The 16,638-nt window shown below is 66.6% G+C and carries 13 protein-coding genes; 10 read left to right on the top strand and 3 right to left on the bottom strand.

Translation table 11 applies throughout. From position 1 onward, the window contains the following. The first annotated feature begins 35 nt into the window (after positions 1 to 35). The 4 genes from F7O44_RS10765 to F7O44_RS10750 are packed head-to-tail and all read left to right on the top strand — an operon-like array spanning position 36 to position 4,441. Positions 36 to 1,067, top strand: a complete 1,032-nt coding sequence (locus F7O44_RS10765; protein WP_162450245.1) for an ABC transporter permease — start codon at positions 36 to 38, stop codon at positions 1,065 to 1,067. Continuing rightward, positions 1,067 to 2,113, top strand: a complete 1,047-nt coding sequence (locus tag F7O44_RS10760) for an ABC transporter permease (protein ID WP_162450244.1) — start codon at positions 1,067 to 1,069, stop codon at positions 2,111 to 2,113. The genes F7O44_RS10765 and F7O44_RS10760 overlap by 1 nt, the downstream gene beginning before the upstream one ends. After that, positions 2,110 to 3,132, top strand: coding sequence for an ABC transporter ATP-binding protein (locus F7O44_RS10755; protein WP_222851261.1), 1,023 nt, complete (start codon positions 2,110 to 2,112; stop codon positions 3,130 to 3,132). Before F7O44_RS10760 ends, F7O44_RS10755 begins: the two co-directional genes overlap by 4 nt. Beyond that, on the top strand, positions 3,116 to 4,441 hold the full coding sequence (locus tag F7O44_RS10750) for an ABC transporter ATP-binding protein (protein ID WP_222851260.1): 1,326 nt from the start codon (positions 3,116 to 3,118) through the stop codon (positions 4,439 to 4,441). Before F7O44_RS10755 ends, F7O44_RS10750 begins: the two co-directional genes overlap by 17 nt. Positions 4,442 to 4,535: 94 nt before the next feature. Here F7O44_RS10750 and F7O44_RS10745 read toward each other — a convergent pair whose 3' ends face one another. Together F7O44_RS10745 and F7O44_RS10740 are read right to left on the bottom strand one after the other, a co-directional pair. Beyond that, on the bottom strand, positions 4,536 to 4,826 hold the full coding sequence (locus tag F7O44_RS10745) for a DUF1876 domain-containing protein (RefSeq protein WP_222851259.1): 291 nt from the start codon (positions 4,824 to 4,826) through the stop codon (positions 4,536 to 4,538). A gap of 46 nt (positions 4,827 to 4,872) precedes the next feature. Continuing rightward, the gene (locus F7O44_RS10740) at positions 4,873 to 6,177 is read right to left on the bottom strand and encodes an MFS transporter (protein ID WP_222851258.1); all 1,305 of its coding nucleotides are present in this window, start codon (positions 6,175 to 6,177) and stop codon (positions 4,873 to 4,875) included. A 154-nt stretch (positions 6,178 to 6,331) separates the two neighbouring features. Between F7O44_RS10740 and F7O44_RS10735 the strand changes: the two genes are divergently transcribed. The 6 genes from F7O44_RS10735 (at position 6,332) to F7O44_RS10710 (ending at position 12,599) form a co-directional block, all read left to right on the top strand. Then, positions 6,332 to 7,120: an SDR family NAD(P)-dependent oxidoreductase gene (locus F7O44_RS10735; protein WP_162450242.1), complete on the top strand. Its 789-nt coding sequence runs from the start codon at positions 6,332 to 6,334 to the stop codon at positions 7,118 to 7,120. A 61-nt stretch (positions 7,121 to 7,181) separates the two neighbouring features. Then, positions 7,182 to 8,858 carry an ATP-binding cassette domain-containing protein gene (locus F7O44_RS31745; protein WP_162450241.1) on the top strand — a complete coding sequence of 559 codons (1,677 nt, stop codon included), beginning with the start codon at positions 7,182 to 7,184 and terminating at the stop codon, positions 8,856 to 8,858. Positions 8,859 to 9,080: 222 nt separating this feature from the next. After that, complete coding sequence (rplM, locus tag F7O44_RS10725; protein ID WP_162450240.1) at positions 9,081 to 9,524, top strand: 50S ribosomal protein L13; 444 nt, start codon at positions 9,081 to 9,083, stop codon at positions 9,522 to 9,524. Positions 9,525 to 9,562: 38 nt separating this feature from the next. Further along, positions 9,563 to 10,045: a 30S ribosomal protein S9 gene (gene rpsI / locus F7O44_RS10720; RefSeq protein ID WP_162450517.1), complete on the top strand. Its 483-nt coding sequence runs from the start codon at positions 9,563 to 9,565 to the stop codon at positions 10,043 to 10,045. 157 nt (positions 10,046 to 10,202) lie between these two features. Next, a complete protein-coding gene (gene glmM, locus F7O44_RS10715) occupies positions 10,203 to 11,555 on the top strand; it encodes a phosphoglucosamine mutase (protein ID WP_162450239.1) in 1,353 nt (450 codons plus the stop codon). A gap of 51 nt (positions 11,556 to 11,606) precedes the next feature. Then, on the top strand, positions 11,607 to 12,599 hold the full coding sequence (locus F7O44_RS10710; RefSeq protein ID WP_162450238.1) for a GNAT family N-acetyltransferase: 993 nt from the start codon (positions 11,607 to 11,609) through the stop codon (positions 12,597 to 12,599). Positions 12,600 to 12,724: 125 nt separating this feature from the next. Here F7O44_RS10710 and F7O44_RS10705 read toward each other — a convergent pair whose 3' ends face one another. After that, positions 12,725 to 16,486 carry a lamin tail domain-containing protein gene (locus F7O44_RS10705; RefSeq protein WP_162450237.1) on the bottom strand — a complete coding sequence of 1,254 codons (3,762 nt, stop codon included), beginning with the start codon at positions 16,484 to 16,486 and terminating at the stop codon, positions 12,725 to 12,727. Positions 16,487 to 16,638 lie beyond the last annotated feature (152 nt).

Here is a 16,638-nt window from a genome sequence, read left to right as displayed (position 1 = left end):
CATGACCTGTCGCCGATAGAAAGGCTGGTGCTCGGTTGTCGACTCGTGCCGCGGGGTCGCTGCGCACATACCTGCTGACACGAATCCTGCTGTTCGTTCCGCAGGTTCTCGTGATCCTCACGATCGTATTTGTTCTGATGCGAGTGGCCCCGGGCGACCCGGTGAGCGTCGCTCTGGGCGGTCAGCGCACCCCCGAGCAGCTGGCCGAGTTGCGTGCTGCCGCGGGTTACGACCGGTCGATCTTCGTGCAGTACTGGGAATACATCTCCGGTATCCTCCGGTTCGATCTCGGGCACACGATCATCGACAACCGTCCTGTCACGCAGATCTTCACCGTCAACGGCGGGGCGACGCTCACATTGACCAGCGCCGCCTTTCTGGCGGCGCTGGTGATCGGCGTCCCGCTCGGGCTGCTGGCGGGCCGCTTCCGTGACACCGGGTTGGACGCTTCGTTGCGGGTCTTCGGGATCCTGACCTACGCCGCTCCGGTGTTCTTCCTCGGTTTGCTGTTCCAGCTGATCTTCGCCAGAACGCTCGGCTGGTTGCCATCCAGCTCACAGGCCAGTCCCGTCGTGCTGGCCAGAGTTCCGTCGGAGACGAACATCTTCCTGCTCGACGCCTTGCTGGCCGGTGACACCAGTGCGTTCTGGAACGGTGTGCAACACCTGATCCTGCCCGCCATGACGCTCGGGTTGCTGCTGTCCGGAATCTTCATGCGGATCATCCGGATCAATCTCATCCAGACGTTGCGCAGCGACTACGTCGAAGCGGCCAGGTCACGAGGTGTTCCGGAGTCCCGGGTAGTCATCCAGCATGCGTTCCGCAACGCGATGGTGCCGTTCGTGACGATTCTCGGACTGCAGGTGGCGTTGCTGATGGGTGGTGCGATCCTCACTGAGCAGACCTTCAACTGGAACGGCATCGGCAGCCAGCTGGTGCGGTACCTGGAAAGCCGCGACTATGCCGCGGTGCAGGGCATCATCACCCTGTTCGCGCTGGTCGTGGTGACCGCGTCGTTGCTGATCGACATCATCAACGCGATCATCGACCCGAGGGTGAGGTACTGATGGCGACCGAAGCCGTTCCGCCGCCGGATGACACGTCGGCACACACCGGTGGGGGTAGCAGGCGGCGCCGCATCCTTCGCGGTGTCGCCCGGCCTTACCGGAACTCTCACGGTGTCGGCAGGTTCATGCTGGTCAGCGGCACAGTGTTGGTAGCGCTGATGCTGGTTATGGCGATCTTCGCGCCGTGGATCACCCCGTACGGCTTTTCACAGGTCGCGGATGCCACTGGTCAGCGGTTCATGAACCACGCCGAGCCCGGTGGCGACCATCTGTTCGGCACCAGCACGCAGGGTTTCGACGTATACAGCAGGGTGATCTGGGGTGCCCGCACCGCTGTGACCGTCGTGCTCCTGGCGCTGACGTTCTCGTTGTTCATCGGCGTGCTCCTCGGGCTGATCGCCGGCTTCGTCGGGCGCTGGGTGGACCGGGTGCTCGTCATGATCATGGATTCGCTGTACGCGCTGCCGGCGCTGCTGCTGGCGATTGTGGTGGCCTTCCTGCTTTCCGAATACGTCGGCGGCGGGACCGCGACGGCCGCGCTGGCGATCACGGCGGTCTATGTCCCGCAGTACTTCCGCGTGGTACGGGCGGCGACCATCAGCGCCAAGGAGCAGACGTATGTCGAGGCCGCGCGCGCGATGGGCGCTAGGCCGATCACGATCATGTTCCGGTACCTGCTGGCCAACGTCGTGCAGAGCGTGCCGGTGATCGCGACCTTGAACGCCGCGGACGCGATCTTGACCCTGGCGGGCCTCGGCTTCCTCGGCTACGGCATTCAGCCGACAGAGGCGTCCGAATGGGGCTACGACCTGCAGCGGGCGGTCTCGGATGCGGGAACCGGGATCTGGTGGACCGGGCTGTATCCAGGACTCGCGATCGTGATGCTGGTGATGGGTCTGACACTGATGGGTGAAGGGCTCAACGAGTCGATGAACCCGGCGATCCGGGTCCGCCGCCTCGTGTCCATCACCATGCCGAGCGTCGGTCCGCAGTCCAGCCAACGCGGCACCGGCGGTTCCACCATCGGAAAGGGCGGTGTGAAGTGAGCGAACCGGTCATTTCCGTGCGGGAGATGCGGGTCTGGTACGGCACCGAGCATGGCCCGGCCCGGGCAGTCGACGGGGTGACCTTCGACCTGCGTCCAGGTGAGGTCCTGGGACTCGTCGGCGAATCCGGCTGCGGCAAGTCGACGCTCGGCCGCGGTGTGCTGGGGCTGCTCCCCAGAGGCGCCCAGCTGGACGGCGAGGTCAACTATGGCGGCCGCAACCTGGTCGAGGCGAGTCAACGCGAGATTCAGCGCCTCCGCGGCCCAGAACTCGGTCTGATCTTCCAGGAGCCGCTGACCAGGCTGAACCCCCTCTTGCGGATCAGCGACCACTTCGAGGAGACACTGCGGTCGCATGAGCCGGACCTGCCGAAGGACGAGATCAAGCGGCGCAGCATCGAGGTGCTCCGGGCCATGGGTATCCCGCCCACCCGGTATCGGGCCTACCCGCACGAGTTCTCCGGGGGGATGCGCCAGCGGATCATGATCGCTATGGCCCTGGTGTTGCGGCCGTCGTTCGTGGTGGCCGACGAGCCCACCACGGCGCTGGACGTGCTGGTCGAGGCCCAGATCATCGGCATCCTCGCCGACCTGCGCCGCAATTTCGACACCTCGCTGCTGTTCATCACCCACAATTTGGGCATCGTGGCCGAGGCGTGTGATCGGGTGGCGGTGATGTACGCCGGGCGCATCGTGGAACAGGGACCCGTCACGGACGTGTTCGCTCGGCCGCAGCATCCCTATACGCAAGAGCTGCTGCGTTCCACGATCTCGCTGTCCACCACCGGGCTTCACTACATCCCGGGGGCGCCGCCCGACCTGATCGACCCACCGTCGGGCTGCCGGTTCCATCCCCGCTGCCCGCAAGCGATGCGGGTGTGTGCCGAGAAGTTCCCGGAGCGCATGACCGTCGGTCCGCAGACGGTCGAGTGCTGGTTGCACGGGCCCGACGAGCTCGTGCCGGAAAACGGGCACGAACCCCTGGTCCGGGAGGAGATCACCGTTGCCGACGAAGCCTGAAGTGCGCACCGATACGGCTCAGACGGGCGGCGACGCCCTGATGGAGATGCGTGACCTCAAGGTCCATTTCGACCTGCGGGCCAGTGCGCTTGCTCGCCTGATCGGTGGTGGCGGCGAGACTGTCAAGGCGGTCGACGGCGTCAACATCACCCTGCGCCGAGGCGAAGTGCTCGGTCTGGTGGGCGAGTCCGGTAGCGGCAAGACGACGCTCGGACGCGCCTTGCTCGGGCTTGTGCGTCCAACGTCCGGGCAGATCATGTACGGCGAGCAGGATCTCGCGAAATTACCCCAGCGCCACCTTCGTTTGCTGCGGCGCCGGCTGCAGATGGTGTTCCAAGACCCGCATGCCGCGCTCAACCCGGCGATGGATCTGCGTACAGCCATCGGACACCCGCTGCGGATCCACGGGCTGGTCTCGAACAAGGACGAGGCACGCGCCCGGGTGGTCGATGCGCTCGAGCGGGTAGGCCTGACCCCGGCGAAGCAGTTCCTCGACAAGCTGCCCGCGGAGTTGTCCGGCGGGCAGAAACAGCGCGCCGTGATCGCTCGCGCCATCATCTGCGGTCCCGAGTTGCTCGTGGCCGACGAGCCGATCTCCATGCTGGACATGAGCGTCCGGGCCAAGATCCTGGAGTTGATGCTCGATCTCAAGCGTGAGCTGGATCTGACCTACGTCTACATCACACACGATCTTGCGACGGCGAAGTTCTTCTGTGACCGGGTAGCCATCATGTACCTGGGGAGGGTTGTCGAGATCGGACCCACCGAGGAGATCTTCGCCGATCCGAAGCATCCTTACACCCGGGCGCTGCTCGGGGCGGTGCCTGATCCGGATCCGGAGCGGCAGGTTCCACGCGATCTTCCCCGTGGGGAGATTCCCGATGCCGCCGCGCCGCCGCACGGCTGCGCGTTCCATCCGCGTTGCCCGCTTGCCTTCGAGCCGTGTGGCTGGGAGGCGCGGGATCTGCGCGCCATGTTCGAACGCCGATGGATCCAGTTCGGCGAGGACATGCTGAGCAAGGAAGAACCGTTGGTCTCCAGCTTGAACGATGTCGGCCCAGGGGAGAAGGTCGCTCGTTTGCGTGTCCCGTCCGGCCGGCAGTTGAGCGAGCTGACCCAGCTGTTCGACGAGGCGCGGGCCGAGACGCCGGACGACCCGCTCTGGCGTGGTGTCGAGAGCATCGATTCCGACGACGACGCTGTGGTGGTGCGGTTCCGGACCGGAATCGACCCGGGCCTGCTCCGGCAGAACGACGTGGACGTGGCGTGCCACCTCCACGACCCGTCGCTGCGGCCCGTGGCTCAGTGATCGTCAGGGCGTTGTGGTCGTGATGGGGTGATCGTCAGCGCGTCGTGGTTGTGAGATCACGACCACAACGCCCTGACGATCACCGACGCGGCCGTCAGGCGTTCAGGTGTGCGGGCTCGTGCGTGACCTGTTCGATCTCGTCGGCTGCCTTGCCGAGTAGCTGGTCGACGAGGCTGGACAACGCCCGTGCGGTCGCGATCTCCTCACCGATCTGCGGTTGAGCCGGATCAGCGGGGTTGCGTTTCGCGTGCCCCTGGGCCTGTAGGTTCGTGCCGTCGGGCAGATGCAAGGTCGCGGTGGCATCGGTGTAGGTATCGTCCTCGCTCAGGGCGACATCGATGTTCCAGCTGGCCAACGTCATGGTGACCACCTCCTGTACTTCCATGGTGCGCCTTATGACGCCCCGAGGTGAAGTGTTCGGGCAAGCAGTCTCACGTCGGATGGTCGCTGTGGAAATGGCGGAGGCACCATGCCAGCAGTACGGCGGCGAACCCGGAGAGCGCGGCGGCGCTCCAGAACAACGCCGAGATGCTGTGCGCCGCGATCAGGCCCCCGATAGCGCTGCCCGCGATGCGCCCACCACCTATCACGATCATCGCGAACAGTCCTTGAGCGGTGTGCCGGATCGCGCTCGAAGCCTGCTGGTCCAAGACGACCCTGCTGGCGACCATCAGCACGATGATCACCAGGCCGTGCACCACTTGGGTGCCGACGGCGACGCCGGCCGTCGGCAAGGCAGCGAGCAGAACCAACCGGAGCGCGGCCGCGATCGCTCCGGCGACCATCAGCCAACGCCAGCCCAGCCGGCGCACGAACCATGCGAAGGCGGCCATGTATCCCAGCTCGATGAAGACACCCACGTTGGTGATGAGACCGAGCCACCGCGGAGCCAGCCCCACGACGTCGGTCACGTGCAAGGGATAGAAAACCGAGTAGGCGGTGAACGACGTCTGCATGCAGAACATGGCGAGGACGAACACAGCCGTGGTGGGCCGTTTGAGCAACGCTCCCGCTGCCTTGAACAGCTCCGGCAACGACGAGCTCGCCAGCTGATTCTTGGTCTTCTCGGGAGCACCGCCCGGCGCCCGGCGCGTCGGCAGATGAAAGGCGGACACGACGGCGAGCAGAGCTAGGCCGCTTGCTACCGCGGGGAGCCCGGCGAGCGAGGTGTCGTCGGACATGGCGAAGTAGATCACCACGCCCGGGACCATGAAGCCGAAGGTGCCCCAGATCCGGACCCGGTGATAGCTCACGGTCCGCAGCTGCGCGGTGCGGCGTTGCGCCTTGAAGAAGACGCCGTCCAACAGTGGCCTCGCTGATTCGTGCACCACCATGAAAAGCGCGTACACAAGTGCGATCTGCCAGTAGCCGTCCGCGACGGTCATAGCCAGCAAGGTGAGGGCCGATCCAGTCAGCACCAGCATGAGCAGCCGTACCGCCCGGCCGAACCGGTCGGCGAGCATACTCAGCAGGAACGGCGCCGGGATACTGGCTGCTCCGCCGATCGCCAGCACGAGGCCGATCTGACCGGCACTGAGGCCGTGAGCGCGAGCGAGGAAGACCGAGAAGAACGGCAGGATGGCGCCGTCCACGGCGTACAACATCGCGAATGTGGCGCGGGTCGCCGCTAACGGCCGGGAGCCCTTAGAGCGCCGTCGTCGGGACCAGTGAGACGTCTGGCCGCGGGCCGCGGCCAGAGCGGGCGGGGAAGACCGGGTGGTGGGGCCGTCATCCATGGCGGGGTGAAGGGTCGGGCTCGTTCACATACGAAATCCTCGCACCGCCGGGCCGGACTCGAATCGCGGGCCACCGGCGCCCGCCGTGACGAGGATGCTCGCGCGCCTGATAGCGCCGCGGATGCGCTGATGGACCACCTGTTAGCGTCCTCGCATGGATCTTGACTTGGCTGGCCGCCGGGCGCTGGTGACTGGAAGCAGCGGCGGTATCGGCGCGGCCATCGCCAACGCGCTCGCCGCTGAGGGCTGCGCCGTCCTCATCCACGGCCGCAACGCTGACGCGGCACAGGCCACGGCCAAGCGGCTCCGCTCGGCTGGCGCCGAGACCGGTGTCGTGCTGGGAGACCTGACCGCCGACGGCGTCGTCGACGACGTTGCCTCGGCCGCCCTGGCGTTCGGGACCGACATCCTGGTCAACAACGCCGGTCCGTTCGCCGAACACGACTGGAACAACGCCCGTGCCCGGGACTGGTTGGCCACTTACCACGGGAACGTCGTGACGGTGGCGCAAATCACCCAGGCGTTGCTGCCCAACATGCAAGAACGGCGCTGGGGACGAGTGATCAACATCGGCAGCCGCGCGGTGATCACTCCGCTGGCCAACATGGTCGAGTACTCAGCGGCCAAGGCCGCGGTGGTGAACATGACCACTAGCCTGGCGCAACACCTGGCCGGCACCGGGGTCACGGCCAATTGCGTCAGCCCCGGCGTGATCCGGACTCCGTCGTTCGAGCGCATGTTCCGGCAGCGCATGGGTGCGGAGACCGTGGACTGGACCAGGCTGGAGGCCGAAGCCGTGGCCAGGTATGCGCCCAATCCGGCCGGCCGGCTCGGGCGGGCTGACGATATAGCCGATGCGGTGACCTTCTTGGCCAGCCCTCGCGCCGGGTACATCAACGGCGTGAACCTGCGCGTGGACGGCGGGATCACCGGCACGCCGTGATTCAGGCGGCGCGGAGAAATTCCGTCGACAACGCCACAGCCGCGACCTGAGACTGGACCACGTGGGCCACGTCGACCTGAACGCGATCTCCTTCACTCTTCCCGACGGGCGAGTGCTACTCGAGGACATCTCCTTCCGGGTGGGGGACGGTGTCAAAGTGGCCCTGGTCGGCGCCAACGGCTCCGGCAAGACCACCCTGCTGCGTATCATCGCCGGCGATCTTCATCCACCCAAGGGGGCGGTGACACGAAGCGGCGGGCTGGGGATCATGCGGCAGTTCGTCGCCCGCGACGCGGAGGACGTCCGGTCACTGCTGCTCTCCGTCGCGCCGGCGCGGGTACGTAAAGCTGCGGCCGCCGTCGACGCGGCCGAGTTGGTCATGATGGAGCGCGACGACGAACCGACCCAGATGGCCTACGCGCGGGCACTGGCCGAGTGGGCCGACGCCGGTGGCTACGAAGCCGAGGTGACGTGGGATGTGTGCACCACGGAGGCGCTGGGTGTGCCGTACGAGCGGTGCCGCTGGCGGGACGTGTCGTCATTGTCCGGCGGCGAGCAGAAGCGGCTGGTTCTGGAGGCCTTGCTGCATGGACCCGATGAGGTGCTGCTTCTGGACGAGCCGGACAACTTCCTCGACGTTCCGGGTAAACGCTGGCTCGAGGACCGCCTTCTGGAGTCGCCGAAGACCGTCCTGTACGTCAGCCACGATCGCGAACTGCTCGCCCGCACCGCCACCCACGTCGTGACCGTCGAACTAGGCGCTGCTGGTAACACGGCATGGGTTCACCCGGGCAGCTTCGGGAGCTATCACGAGGCACGGCAGGATCGTTTCTCCCGCCTGGAAGAGATGCGCCGACGCTGGGACGAGGAGCACGCCAAACTGAAGGCACTCGTGCAGATGTACAAGCAGAAGGCGGCCTACAACTCCGGCATGGCTTCTCGCTACCGGTCGGCGCAAACCCGCCTGGGGCGATTCGAGGACGCCGGGCCGCCGCAAGCGATTCCGCGTGAGCAGAACCTGCGGATGCGCCTGCGGGGAGGGCGTACGGGAAAACGCGCGGTCATCTGTGAAGAGCTGGAACTGACCGGCCTGATGCGGCCGTTCGACCTCGAAGTGTGGTTCGGCGAACGAGTGGCGGTCCTCGGGTCCAACGGCTCGGGCAAGTCACATTTCCTGCGGCTGCTCGCCGCCGGGGGAACCGACCCGGACGTCGAACACCTGCCGGTGGCCGAGGTTCCGATCGCACCGGTGGCGCACACCGGCCTGGCCCGGCTCGGAGCGCGGGTCCGGCCCGGCTGGTTCGCGCAGACGCATGAGCATCCTGAGCTGGTTGGACGCACACTGCTAGAGGTTCTGCACCGAGGCGACGTCCGCCGGGCGGGTATGCCGCGCGAAGAAGCCAGCCGCGCACTGGACCGATACGAGCTCGCCTATGCCGCCGAGCAGAGCTTCGATTCGATGTCCGGTGGTCAGCAGGCACGGTTCCAGATCCTGCTTCTGGAGTTGTCCGGCGCGACGCTGCTCCTGCTCGACGAGCCGACCGACAACCTCGACCCGGTGTCGGCCGAAGCGTTGCAGGACGGGCTGGCGGCATTCGAAGGAACAGTGCTGGCTGTCACGCACGACAGATGGTTCGCCCGAGACTTCGACAGGTTCCTCGTGTTCGGCGCTGACGGCGGGGTTTACGAGTCACCGGAGCCGGTGTGGGACGAGGGTCGCGTCGTCCGTCCTCGCTGACGTCTAACCGATTGTGTGGTTGTGTTACTTGATCGAGGCCTCGTCGGCCACCGACGGCAGAAGGGCCGATCACGCCGGTTTAGGTTCTGGTTTTGACCCCCGGGCCCTCGGGCGAGTAATCTAGGTCGTCGTTGTGCGTGCCGGTATCTGCCCGCTGTCGGGCGGTGGGTGCGCCAAGACCGGAACCATCACTTTTACCGACCAAAGCGAAGGCCTACGACCGTGCGCACGTACAGCCCCAAGCCCGGTGACGTCGAGCGTCAGTGGCATGTCATCGACGCCACCGACGTCGTCCTCGGCCGGCTCGCCTCCCACACCGCCACTCTTCTGCGCGGTAAGCACAAGCCCGTCTACGCGCCGCACCTCGACGCTGGTGACTTCGTCATCGTCATCAATGCGGACAAGGTCGCGCTGAGCGGCAACAAGCTGGACCAGAAGATCGACTACCGGCACTCGGGCCGCCCGGGTGGGCTCCGCTCCACCACGTATGCGGAGCTGCTCGAGAAGAACCCGCGCCGGGTCATCGAGAAGGCCGTGAAGGGCATGCTTCCGCATAACAGCCTCGGGCGGAAGATGCTCACCAAGCTCAAGGTCTACGCAGGCCCGGAGCACCCGCATCAGGCGCAGAAGCCGGCTTCCTACGAGATTAGCCAGCTCACCCAGTGAGCGTGACTAACACCATGACCACCACCGTGAGCGAGGACATGACCGAAACCACAGCCGAGAACGGGGCCGAAGAGACCGCGACCACCGTTGAGAGCTTCACCTCCGAGTCGACGCCGTCGCGTTTCTCCGCGATCGAGCCCGCTACCGCCACCGGTCGCCGCAAGGAGGCCATCGCCCGGGTGCGTATCACCCCCGGCGGCGGCCAGTGGAAGATCAACGGCCGTGCGCTGGACGAGTACTTCCCCAACAAGGTGCACCAGCAGCTCATCCGCTCGCCTTTCGTCGAGCTTGAGCTGGACGGCCGCTACGACGTTGTTGCCAGGCTCGATGGCGGCGGCGCTTCCGGCCAGGCCGGTGCACTACGGCTCGCGCTGGCTCGCGCCCTCAACGACGCCGACGTGGACAACAACCGCGCCGTGCTGAAGAAGGCCGGATTCCTCACGCGTGACGCCCGCGTCACCGAGCGCAAGAAGGCCGGACTGAAGAAGGCTCGCAAGGCATCGCAGTACAGCAAGCGCTAAGTGCGCACAAGAGGTCGCGTGACCTCTGAAGCCGCGCTTCACATGGTTTCGGCCCCGGGGTTCACTCCGGGGCCGAAACTGTATGTGATGCGGTTGCGGCCAGGCATACCAAGTAGCTGAGGGGTAGCGGCCTCTTGGTTTGAGCAAGGAGAAAAACGTGGCGAGTCTGTTCGGTACCGACGGGGTCCGAGGTCTGGCGAACGTCGAGCTCACCGCGGAGCTGGCACTGGATCTGTCGGTCGCCGCGGCGCATGTGCTGGGCGAGGCGGGCGTTTTCGGGCCGGACCGCCCGCTGGCCGTCGTCGGCCGTGATCCGCGAGCCTCGGGCGAGTTTCTCGAGGCCGCGGTGGTGGCGGGCCTGGCCAGCGCCGGACTTGACGTCCTGCGAGTCGGAGTGCTGCCGACACCCGCGATAGCCTTCCTCACCGGCCGGCTTCAGGCCGAGCTCGGCGTCATGATCTCGGCCAGCCACAACCCGATGCCGGACAACGGCATCAAGTTCTTCGCCAAGGGTGGGCACAAGCTCGAAGACGCCCTCGAGGACGCCATCGAGGCCCGGCTGCGTGAGCCTTGGAAGCGGCCCACCGGCGCGGCGGTCGGGCGGGTCCGTGACTACCCCGAAGGCCTCGAAACCTATGTGACGCATGTGGTGGGCTCAGCCCCGTACCGGCTCGACGGCCTGAAGGTCGTCATCGACTGTGCGCACGGGGCAGCGTTCGACGCGTCGCCGGAGGTCATTCGCCGGCTTGGTGCGGACGTCGTCACGGTCTGCGCGGAGCCAGACGGCCTGAACATCAACGACGGTTGTGGCTCGACACACATCGAGTCTCTTGCGCAGGCGGTCCTCGACCACGGCGCCGACGCGGGTATCGCACATGACGGCGATGCCGATCGCTGCCTCGCGGTGGACTCCAAGGGCGAGGTTATCGACGGTGACCGGATCCTGGCCGTCCTCGCACTGGCCATGCAAGAACAAGGAACACTGCGTCACGACACCCTGGTCGCGACGGTGATGTCCAACGAGGGCCTTCGGCTGGCCATGCGGTCGGCGGGCATCACGGTCATCGACACGGCCGTGGGCGACCGATATGTACTCGAGTCGATGAAGGCGAACGGTTACGCGCTCGGCGGCGAGCAATCCGGGCACGTGATCATGCTCGACTACTGCACCACCGGTGACGGTGTGCTGACCGCCGCTCATTTGCTGGCCCAGGTATCGCATACCGGCCGTTCGCTGGCCGAACTGGCCAGTGTCGTGGAGAAGCTGCCCCAGGTACTGATCAACGTGCCCGGTGTGGACAAGAGCCGGGTAGCCACCGACGAGTCTGTCCGAAACGCCGTCGCGGCCGCTGAGGCAGAACTCGGCGATACCGGCCGGGTGCTCCTGCGCCCGTCGGGCACTGAACCTCTGGTGCGGGTCATGGTCGAGGCGGCGACGTCCGAACAGGCCGAGTCGGTGGCCAACGGCCTCGCGGCTGTGGTGGAGGGCGCGCTCGCCCTTCGGCGCTGAGCACCGGGAAAATGCGTTGCGGTAGGCGCACCGGGCCTTCACGCTTGACTCATGCAGATCCGCCCCATCACTGCCACCGAAGACGCGTTCTCAGCCTGGTACGACGTCTATTTGACTGCCCATGTCGCTGACTATCCCAACGGGCCCCGTTTCACCGAGCAGGAGTTGCGGGTTGCCTATCGAGGGCATGAACACCACGACGTGCGGCTGTGGCTCGCCGAAGACGGCGGGCAGGCGGTCGGAGCCGGTCTGCTGGGTTTGCCGTTGCGAGACAACCTGAAGCTCGCCGAGCCGGAGATATGGGTCCGGCCCGAGGCACGTCGCCGCGGTGTCGGCACACTGTTGCTCCAGACCGCCTATGAGGCCGCACGTGAGCACGGCCGTTCCAGCCTGCTGACCTATCTCGAAGGTCCAGCCAGCACAGACATGACCGCTGGTACGTTTTTCGCCGAGCATCACGGCTTCACCCGCCGTATCACCGAGATCGCCCGGGTGCAGCGGCCGCCGTTCGATCTCGATGCCATCGCCAAGGCCGTAGACGAAGCCGAGCCGATGGCCGCCGGCTACGAGATACTGACGTGGACGGTTCGGGCCCCGGACGAACATATCGACGAGGTCGCCCGGCTCGAGGCAAGGTTGAGCACCGACGCACCGCTAGGCGAGCTGGACTATGAAGCCGAGGTCTGGGACGCAGCGCGTATTCGCAAGTCCGAAGAACGGGCCGCCGAGATGGGGCGTCAAACCTGGAGCGCCGTCGCCGTCCTGCCGGACGGCACGATGACCGGGTTGACGACCCTGTCGATATCGCGCGAGAGCGACGACAACGGATTCCAGGACACCACCATCGTCGACCCCGCTCACCGCGGCCATCGGCTCGGGCTGTTGCTCAAGGCCGCCAACCTCCGGCAGGTGCTGCGCGACCGCCCGGGAATTCAAGCCATCTGGACTTGGAACGCGGACTCCAACGCCCACATGATCAGCGTCAACGAAACGTTGGGCTATCGCATCGAAGGCTGGTCCGCCGGCTTCCAGCGCGAGCTGTAGTGCCAGCAGCGCCCCACTTCTCCCGGTGATCGTCAGGGCGTTGTGGTCATCAACCCGCAACCACGACGCCCTGACGATCACCTCGGAACGACCACCGCGTACTGATGATCACCGAGCGACGAGAGCTAGTGCGTCAGCTCGCGGCATTGCCCGCCGGACGGGCCGAACACGGTGTTGGGCGCGCCGTGGTCGACTGGCTCGGGGTCGTTCGAGCTGCAATTGAGCGGCCCCACGATCCGGTTCCCGGCGATGACGCTTGTGCCGGCCGTGCCGGTGACTTCCACCGGACCGACAAAGGTGTTGCCGGCGCAGTCCGCCGCCGGATCGCCGAGGGTCACCGCCGAGCCGTTGGCGAGCTTGGTCGGACCCGTGACCGACGTACCACAAAGCACGACAGTTCTGGCGCCGTCGGCCTGGAGCGCCCCGGTGATCCGCGATTCCACGGCGATCAGCGCCGAGCCGGCGCTCACCTCGATCGGTCCACGTACCGCGGCACCTTCCAGGCAGGTCACCCCTTCGGATACGGTCAGCGGCCCGAGGTGGGTTCCGGTCAAGGTCTCCGTGCACGCCGGTTCTTCAACAGCCTCGAAGCGGAACCGGGCGTACAGCGGATCGTGGTCCGAGGCGCCCCTTCCAGGTTCGAAGCCCGGCACCTCAGCCGGGTAGTCGATGTTGACGTGGATGAAGCGGGCCGTGACGAGCTCGTCGAGCGTGGCATCGTCGACGAACACGTGATCCAGGATCTGCGATACTCCCCGGAAGATGAAGCTGTACGTGTTCTCGGGCGCCTCGTCGATGATGACGTCGTGGAGATTGGTGAACCCACGCTCGTACATCGCCGCCAGCTGGTCCGTGGGCGCCCGCTCCGGATCGGTTTTGAACGCCGGGTACGGATCGTCCGGCCTGGGAAAGACGTTGAAGTCACCGGTCACCAAAACCTGCCCGCCGGCGCTGACCACGGCGTCGCCGACAGCGGCGTTCAGCCGCGCCTGCTCGGCACGCTGCTCAACCCGGCTGTCCGGTACCGCGGACATGTGGTTCGACGTGACATACCGTTCCACGTGATCGGCTGAACCCACGCCGTCGGGATAGATCCGGAACTTCGCCACCTGCACCGGGCGGGTGAACACGTAGCCTGACTCCGGGAAGCGGCCACCGTCCTGCACCGGTACGCCGTCGGCGAGAATCGCGTTCACCGCCTTCGGATTGGCCGTCTCCTTGACCCACGGTGCGAGCTCGGTGCGCTCGTCGTGCTCCGGGTAAGGGATGTCGACGGCGTCGCCGTCGCCCAGCACTGGATCGTCCAGCAGTTCGTCCTCCGGAACCAGCTCGACACGGTCGGTGCGGTGCAGGAAGCCCTGGGTGATTCCCCGGACGTCGCGGCCGTTCACGACGTCGCCGGACGCCTCGTAGCGGACCTCCCCGTCAGACCGCGCGAAGATCTCGAGCGCGAGTTCCTCGACCGTGTCAGGCGCACCTGAGCCACGATCGGTGCTGGTCATGTCCTCGCCGGGCGCCGGAGCGGAGAGGTCGCAGTCCAGGTAGGAGTCGCCCGGCGAGGCGTCGTCGTACACCGGGACACAGGCATCCTGCTTCTCGGCCTCTTGGATGGTGATGATGTCCGGAGCGTCGAGCGCGAGAAGAATCTGCTCGGCGATCGCGATGCGATGCGCGTCGTAGGCCTCCTGGCTGCGTGGGGCATAGGTGAACGGCGCTGAGACCGTCGAGCCGCCGGGCTCATCGGCGGTGCACGTGCTGGTGGGCTGCTGCCCCTCGGGCACGACGTCGGGGTCGAGATCGCAGCCGCTGAACGGGTCCGACCGGAAGTCGTAGAGATTTTCGACGTTGTAGACCATCACGGAATACTCGTCAGCCGGATCGAACCCTTCGACGGCCGCCAGGCTGGATGCCGACGGGTCGGGTCCGCGCTCGAGATCCGGCTGGTCGTCGACCATCACCTGGTACTTGTCGAAGCTGAAGTACAGGCCGCCGCGGGCGGCGTCCAGCAGGCTGTCGCCGCTGCGTGCCGGGGTGATCATCGTCGTCGCATCTGCCTCGGCGGCTTTCACGCCGAACGAACCCAGGATGATCCGGTAGCCGTTCTGGTCGCCCGGTCCCTCGGTCAGATCGAATGGTCCGCCGTGCGCCAGCGGGTGGTAGTCACGGTAGACGCGGCGCGCGTCGGGGTTCTCCCGCTGGGCCACCGGGTGGTCGCCGCGGATCACCCAGAACTCGCTGGTCGAGGGGGCGAAGACGTCGTTGCCGCTGACGACGACACTGTCGGCGGGCACCTCCACCTGCATACCGGCCAGCCGCTCCCAGTAGACCGACGCCTCCTGGACGTCGTCGGGAGGATCAACTTCGGTTACCTCGATGTGGGTGCCGAGATCAGCGCCGGTGTCCGCGGGGGTGGCGACGTCGACGACGAACGGGTTCTGCAGCACTGTTTGCTGAAAGTCCTCCACGACGGGACCACGGAGTGTGACGATGTCGCCGGGTTGGGCGTAGTACTGCTCGCCGACCGGCACCGAGGTAGCGAAGTCGGGGCGGACGGTGGAGAACGTGCCGGTGGAAACCCACAATCCGTCGGAGGTTTGCGGGTCGCCATCGGTGAAGACCGGATCGCCTGCCTCGAACCCGTCGATCTCACCGGGGTCGGCATCCAGGCTCTGGATGAAGAAACCCTCGAAATCGAAGTCGCCGTCCGCGTTCTCCTCCATGGTGCGCTGCGTCACCACACCTCGCACCGCGATCGGATCGCCGGGCTGGAATATCGGCTGGCCCAGCGCGTACGGGGAGATGTGCTGGCGGCCGTTGGCATCGTCGGCGACCGCTCCGCGCAGCTGGCCGACGTCGAGGACGGGCACGACGCGCACGTCGGCGGCGCAGGTGGCGGACTCACCGGCGTCGTCGGCGGCTTCGATCGTGACGGTGTAGAGGCCGTCGGTCTCAGCCGGGTCCAGGCCGGGAACGTCGTCGGTGAACCGGACCTCGGCTGTGTCGCCATCCACCGCCGCGACCACAGCGTTGCCCGGTCCTGGATCGGGAGAGACATCGGCCACGGAGAATTCCAGCGCACCGCTGCCGCCGCTGGCTATTGCCATGATCGCCTTGCCGTCAACGTACGGGCCGTCGTCGGCGGCGAAACCTTCGGTGACGGTGAACGGCGCGGCGCACTCGAGGGTGAGCTCGGTCGGCGGGGGCGGCTCGTCGGGGTCGAACGCCGAGTTGCGCGGGATGACGGAGGTGTTCTCGAAATCGTCCGCGTTGACACCGGTCACCTGGGTGGCGTCATCCCGGTCGCCGGTCCGCAGGAGGTCGAAGGGGGCCGACGTGGGGAAGGACGTGGCCCAGCCTCCGCCCTCGGCGCACTGCGATGCGTCGTCAGTGGTGCCGATGCCGCTGACCACATCGCCATCGGCATCCACGATCCGGATACCACTGGCGCCGCCGTCGGCGATGCCCGTGCTGAACGTCAGATCCGGGTCGGTGCCGCCGCTGTACTGATCCTGGGAGGGGTTGACGAAAAGGAAATACCCGCCGGGCGACAGGGGTTCGGTGGACGCGGGCACTTCCACCCGAGTGCTCGGGTTGCCGCTGCCGGCCGCGCAACCCTGCAGTGCCCAACCGGAGATGTCGGCTGGGTCGGCGCCGGTGTTTCGGATCTCGACGAACTCGTCGAAGGCCCCACCGGGCCCGCGGGTCCGCAGAGCGGTGATCACTACGCCGGACGGGTGGTCCGGTGCCGGACCGGCGGCGGTACCCGCCGTCGCGTGGGAGTCCGCGGCCACCTCGTGAGTGGAGCCGATCATGGTGCTGGACAGCAGTCCGGCGACGGTGGCCGCCACGACGAGTCCGACGCGGTAGCCGGCGTTAGGCCGTGTCATCGATTCCCCCTGCCAGGAATGTCGGGTGGGTCCGCTGGCCGTTCAGCCTCGCGGAGAGGTCCATGCCCGTCAAGACGTCAGGGGTGAACGGCTCGCGTCGCTTTCGTGCACTTTTGCCGAAGGAGGCTCGGGGGCTGGAATGCGCGCCTTAC

The sequence above is a fragment of the Phytoactinopolyspora mesophila genome (assembly GCF_010122465.1).
In the GTDB taxonomy this organism is placed as follows: domain Bacteria; phylum Actinomycetota; class Actinomycetes; order Jiangellales; family Jiangellaceae; genus Phytoactinopolyspora; species Phytoactinopolyspora mesophila.
This window is presented reverse-complemented; position numbering and strand designations above follow the sequence as displayed.

Coding starts and splice junctions, on each gene's coding strand:
- F7O44_RS10760 (WP_162450244.1), top strand. CDS start 1,067: ATGGCGACCGAAGCCGTTCCGCCGCCGGATGACACGTCGGCACACACC.
- F7O44_RS10740 (WP_222851258.1), bottom strand. CDS start 6,177: ATGGATGACGGCCCCACCACCCGGTCTTCCCCGCCCGCTCTGGCCGCG.
- F7O44_RS10710 (WP_162450238.1), top strand. CDS start 11,607: ATGCAGATCCGCCCCATCACTGCCACCGAAGACGCGTTCTCAGCCTGG.
- rpsI (WP_162450517.1), top strand. CDS start 9,563: ATGACCGAAACCACAGCCGAGAACGGGGCCGAAGAGACCGCGACCACC.
- F7O44_RS10705 (WP_162450237.1), bottom strand. CDS start 16,486: ATGACACGGCCTAACGCCGGCTACCGCGTCGGACTCGTCGTGGCGGCC.
- F7O44_RS10745 (WP_222851259.1), bottom strand. CDS start 4,826: ATGGAAGTACAGGAGGTGGTCACCATGACGTTGGCCAGCTGGAACATC.
- F7O44_RS10735 (WP_162450242.1), top strand. CDS start 6,332: ATGGATCTTGACTTGGCTGGCCGCCGGGCGCTGGTGACTGGAAGCAGC.